This is a genomic window from Streptomyces mexicanus (assembly GCF_902506575.1).
Taxonomy (GTDB): Bacteria; Actinomycetota; Actinomycetes; order Streptomycetales; family Streptomycetaceae; genus Streptomyces; species Streptomyces mexicanus.
Genome location: NZ_LR732544.1, coordinates 1,344,996 through 1,350,122, shown reverse-complemented (window position 1 = coordinate 1,350,122; position 5,127 = coordinate 1,344,996). Strand labels below are relative to the sequence as shown.

Genomic DNA, 5,127 nt, shown 5'->3' with positions numbered 1-5,127 from the left:
GGCCTTAGTCAGCACGCGGTTGTTTGGTTTATCGTACCCGCCCCACGCCCAGCAGGGCTCCCCTGTAGGGGGCGGCCGGCGGCGCCGGGTGTGAAAAAGGGAGGGGATCCGGCCGGCCCGGCCCCCACGCCCCGCCCCCCGGCCGCGCCTCCAAGCAGCCCGGCCCCGGCCCCCCTCGCCCGCCTGGCCCCCCACATCCGCGCCTTCAAGGTCGGCCACGGCAGGCCCCGCTCCCGCGGCGACCGCGACGAGCTGTTCGGCGGTTTCGGCGCCTCCTGGCGCGGCGCCTTCGTCGGCGGCGACCTCCTGATCCGCGCGGTGACGCGCGGAGCGCCGGGGGAGCGGCTGCCGGGGAACTTCCCGGAGTACCAGCTCATGCCGTGAGGCGGCCACCACACCGCCGAGAGCGACGATCACCTCACGAACCGTGACGCCGCCACACCTCCTCCGCCGCCCTCGGTCCTACCACCGCTCAGGGACGGATACGCAGGTGAAAGCCACTGCGAAACCTTGGTATGGTTGTCCCTGTCGCCGCGCGGGAGACCCCGCCGGCCGACAGACACCAAGTCCGGGTGGCGGAATGGCAGACGCGCTAGCTTGAGGTGCTAGTGCCCGTATAGGGCGTGGGGGTTCAAGTCCCCCCTCGGACACTCACCACAGCGGTAGAAAATCGAGGACCCCGACCTGACGGTCGCGGTCCTCGTTGCGTGTGCGCGGCTGACGGCGATGCCCAGGGCTGATCGACAGGCCACTGGGGCTCACCGAGGGAAGCGAACGTGGAGCAGTTCGCTGCGGGTCCACCTGGAGCGGCCGGTGGCCGTCAAGACCGTTGCCGCGGATCTTCTGGCCCAGCCGGAGCGGCGCCCCACCGCCCTGGCGTCCGGGTACGACTGGCCATGCAACCCGGCGTGGACCGGGCGGTCGTGCTCCAGGCGGTCAAGGACGTCACGGCGCACTGCGCGGAGACCGGAGAGTCCCCGCGGACCGCCTTCGGCGACCCGGACGCCTACGCCGCGCAGACCGTCGCACGGCTGGTGCCGGCGGACCGGGCGGCACGCGAGAAGCGGCACCGCGCCGTGGAGGGCGCGCTCGACGTGCTCGGGAGAATCGGGGACGTCGCCGGCCTGTGACCCCCGGAACGGACCATTGCGGCTCAGCGGGTCCGGGAGGGCTGACGCCGGGTGGCGCACTCGGTGGGTTCACCGAGCGGAAGGGCCGGACGCGCGCAGGGTCGCCCAGTGATCAGCGCCAGCCTCTCGTACGGCCGCGCGCTGTACACGGCCGTACGGCCACGGCGTGCGAGCGGTGCCGCACGGCGGCGTCAGCCCCGGCGGCACCGCTCCCGAAGCTCCTTGAGGACCGCCTTCTCGCGGGAGGTGACGTCACCGTCCACGGTGGCCACGCGCTCCGCCGCGTCCAGGACATCGCTGAGATCGCCCGGCTCGGCGTCCACGCGCTTCCACACCTCGGCGGGGTCGAGATCGACCACGTGCGCGAGCTGCTCGTCGACCACCTCGTGCCGCTCCCGGACCAGCCGCACCAGATGCCGCATCAGAAGCGCCTCGTCGTCGGCGATTTTGGCGTTCCCCTTCGCCTTGATGACGAGCCATGCGACCCAGAGCAGCAACCGCGGGTGCCGACTGCTCCGGCTCATCCCCTCGGCGAGTTCGATCACCCGCGCCTCGTTCCGGAACACGGCCCGCGCGTGCCGTCCGGCGAGCAGCGTGGTGTAGCGGTTGAGCAGGACGGCGAGGGGGACGCCGACCAAGGGGATGCCGATCTTGATGACGTTGCGCTGCAGGAGGTGCTTCCCGACGACGGGGAGCGCCTTCCCGGCGGTGAGCACCGATTTCGAGTAGAACCGCTTGACCAACGGTCGCACCAGGGCCGGGACCGCCTTGGCGACACCTTCGCGGGCGGCTTCCCCGCTCTTGATCGTGAAGGCCACGCGGATGAGCTTCCACAGGTCCTCGGGGTCGTGCACGTCGAGCGGGACCCGGTAGAGCACGGAGATGTCGTAGGCCAGGCGGAGCTGGAGCTGGGTGGTGAACGCGACGTCGACCATCATGGTCGCCACGGCCGCGGGGACGGTCGCCGGTGAGGCACCCCCGAGGCTGCCGATGGTGGCGGCCACGGTCGCCGTGTAGGCCCCGGCGGAGAGCCCGCCTTCGAGCGCGGCGTACCGGGACGCCATCTTGATCCGCTGGTCCACGATGGCATCCGCGGGCACGCCGGGGTACCGATCCTGGAAGTACTGCCAGTCGACCTTCTCGGTGTACGCGTTCATGGCATGAGCGGCGAGCTTGGTGAACCAGTTGCCCGACTTGATGTCGTCCGCGCTCAGGCCTTTGACGAAGTCCTTGATCTCGGCCTGTTCTTGCTCGACGACCTTCCGGTCGGCGGCGTCGTCCTTGGCGACTTCGTCCGCGTCGGTGTCGGCGGCGTGCGTCGGCGCGTCCGTCATGGCGCGTTACCCCCAGGCTGTTCCGCGGCCGGCCGAGCTGAAGGGTGCGGTGCGGGCCACCCCTGCCGGCGTCTCCGGCCGGTGATTCGGTGAGCGGTACAACGGCCGCCCTGTCCTCCCCTTGCCGCGCAACCTTAGCGCGTCGTGAGGCGAGCGGTGCCGTGGCGGGTCACGCGGGTCAGCGCGAGCACGAGCAGAGCGATCGGCGTGCAGACGGAACGCACATGGAGCGCCGCCGCGCCGACCTGACCGATCAGCCCGGCGGCCGCGAGTGCAGGGTGGTACCGAGGGCGGTGGACAGCGCCATCGGTACCGCGACCCGGGCAATACGTCAGTACGACACGTCCGACGTCACGGAATCGGCGTTCGTGCCGCCCTCATGCGAAAATCCCGCTGCGGAATTCAAGGCGCGGCCGAGGACGGTCAGGCGGCGCTCATGGAGTCGGTGCCCTCCCCCGGGCGCCGGCCAGGACCGTGGTTCACAGGGTCGCCACGCGGCCGGCGTACCGCTGGGTCCAGCCGGTTGCGGAGCCGTCGGTGATCACCACGTCGTAGTAGCCGTGCTCCGTCGGCCAGTCGACGACGGCCGACTTGCCGCCGGGCACGGTGCGGTGGCGGGTGCCGCCCGCGTAGTCGTGGGCCGTCAGGGTGTAGTGGACGGGCCGCCGGCCGTCGTTGCGCAGGATGAAGCGGACCTTGGGGTGCCGGCCGGTGAGCAGTTCGACATGGACCCGCGGGATCGCCGCGTCGGTCCGGCCGGCGGGGACGACCTGGCCGGCGAAGGAGCGCAGGAAACCGTCGGGGCCGTAGACGGAGAAGGCGTACTTCCCGTCGGTCTCGCCGGTGTCCCAGGTGTACTGGCGCGGGTGGGAGGCGGAGACGGTGAACGGCGTGTTGGAGAAGTCGCGGTACTTGTCCGGGAAGACCTGGAAGCTCACGGCCTTGCCCTCGGGACCGCCGGTCAGCGTCATCGACGCGGTCACCGTGCCGGTGGCGCGGTCCTCGGTGAGCGTGGCGTGGGGGTGGAAGGACAGGCCGCGCGGCTTCATCCCGCCCTCCGGGAACGACGGCGGTGTCCCGTCGACCGGGTCGGCGATCTCCACGGGGCCCGGCCGGGGGTGGGCGAAGTCGAGCGCGCTGGTCAGGTCACCGGCGATCGAGCGGCGCCAGGCGGTGATGTTCGGACAGGTGAACGGCTTGCCGAGATACGCGGCCCAGGTCTCGAGGAACCGGACGACCGAGGTGTGGTCGAACACCTCCGAGGCGACATGGCCGCCGCGGGTCCAGGGCGAGACCAGCAGCATGGGCACCCGCGGCCCGAAGCCGTAGGGGGTGGTGCCGGCGAACTCGCCCGGTGTGCCCGGCTCGGGGCGCGGCGGGAGCACGTGGTCGAACTTCCCGTCGTTCTCGTCGTAGGTGATGATCACGAGGGTGTGGTTCCAGATGTCCTGGTTGCTCTGCAGGATCTGGAGCACCTTGTTCATGTAGCGCTCGCCGTGCACGGTGTCGAAGTTCGGGTGTTCGCTCCACGCCGCCGGCATGACGACCCACGACACCTCCGGCAGCGGGTGCTCGGCGTTCGGCTCGCAGGCCGCGATGAGGTCCCTGAGCACCGCGTTCAGGTTCTCCTCCGAGTCGTCGTCGGGCGTGGTCGCGCCCGAGTAGACGAAGGAGTTGGCCTTCCAGATCTTGCCGGTGCCGGGGGCCAGGTCCTCCTCGCTCGCGGTCCGCGGGTCGAACGCCTTGAAGCTGTTGGTCACGTTGCAGCCGTACTCGCCGATGAACCCGCTCTGCAGGCTGCGGCCGACGCCGTTGCCGCTGTTGTCGCAGTAGACGCGCCAGTTGATGCCGGCCTGTTCCAACTGCTCGGGCACGGTCAGCCAGGTCCGGGAGTAGTTGTTCTGCCCGGCGTTGGAGGTCTCGCCGCCCGCGGTACCGGACATCAGGTAGTAGCGGTTCGGGATGGTCGGCCCGTGCAGCGAGCAGAAGTTCATGTCGCAGACGGTGTACTGGGCGGCGAGCGAGTACATCCACGGCATGTGGTCGGGTGTGTAGTACCACATGCAGTGGTCGCCCTTGTCCTTCACCCAGGTGTTCCAGCGGCCGCCGTTGGCGCCGTAGAAGGTGTGGTTGTCGCTCCAGGTGGCCGTCGAGACGGCCGGCGTCACGATCGTGCCGTCGGCGTCGCGTTGCTGGAAGACGTCGGTGCCGTCCTGGAACCTCAGCACCTGCTTGTCGTGGTGCCCGCGCACACCCGGCAGCTGGCCCAGGTAGTGGTCGAAGGAGCGGTTCTCCTGCATCAGGACCACCACGTGCTTCAGATCGGACATGTCGCCCCTGTAGCCCTTGGGCAGGACGTAGTCGGCGGCACGTGCGTTCGTGGCGCCGGCGATCTCGGCGACGGAGCCGACGGCCAGCGCGCCCAGGGCACCCGCGGCGGTCTGGAGGGCTCTGCGCCGGGTGACGCGGAGCTCACCGCGGGGACTGTCGGTGGACGCGGAGTCGGAGGGAGACGCAGAGTCGGAGGGGGACGCGGACTCGGAGGGGGACGCGGACTCGGGCGCGGACACGGACTCGGACTCGGTGAGGGTGGGCGTGGTCATCAAGGGGGACCTCTCGTCAGATAACGCTGGGACGGGCCGGGTGAGGGTTCGTCGTGCGGG

At 70.6% G+C, this 5,127-nt stretch carries 3 protein-coding genes, 1 tRNA gene and 1 pseudogene; 3 read left to right on the top strand and 2 right to left on the bottom strand.

All coding sequences use genetic code 11. The annotated features are described in order from the left end of the window. Positions 1 to 168: 168 nt before the first annotated feature. From GV126_RS06135 to GV126_RS06125, 3 genes and pseudogenes are all read left to right on the top strand, one after another. Positions 169 to 384 (top strand): annotated as a pseudogene (locus GV126_RS06135) (aldehyde dehydrogenase family protein); the annotation flags it as partial. A 182-nt stretch (positions 385 to 566) separates the two neighbouring features. Beyond that, positions 567 to 650 (top strand) — tRNA-Leu (locus GV126_RS06130). Positions 651 to 908: 258 nt separating this feature from the next. Then, positions 909 to 1,130, top strand: coding sequence for a hypothetical protein (locus GV126_RS06125; RefSeq protein ID WP_419796018.1), 222 nt, complete (start codon positions 909 to 911; stop codon positions 1,128 to 1,130). Between the two features lie 191 nt (positions 1,131 to 1,321). Here the strand turns inward: GV126_RS06125 and GV126_RS06120 are convergent, their stop codons facing one another. After that, positions 1,322 to 2,464: a hypothetical protein gene (locus GV126_RS06120; RefSeq protein ID WP_159663351.1), complete on the bottom strand. Its 1,143-nt coding sequence runs from the start codon at positions 2,462 to 2,464 to the stop codon at positions 1,322 to 1,324. Between the two features lie 479 nt (positions 2,465 to 2,943). Further along, entirely contained in the window at positions 2,944 to 5,067 is a 2,124-nt protein-coding gene (locus tag GV126_RS06115; RefSeq protein ID WP_159663349.1) for an alkaline phosphatase family protein, read from the bottom strand. Between the last annotated feature and the right edge of the window lie 60 nt (positions 5,068 to 5,127).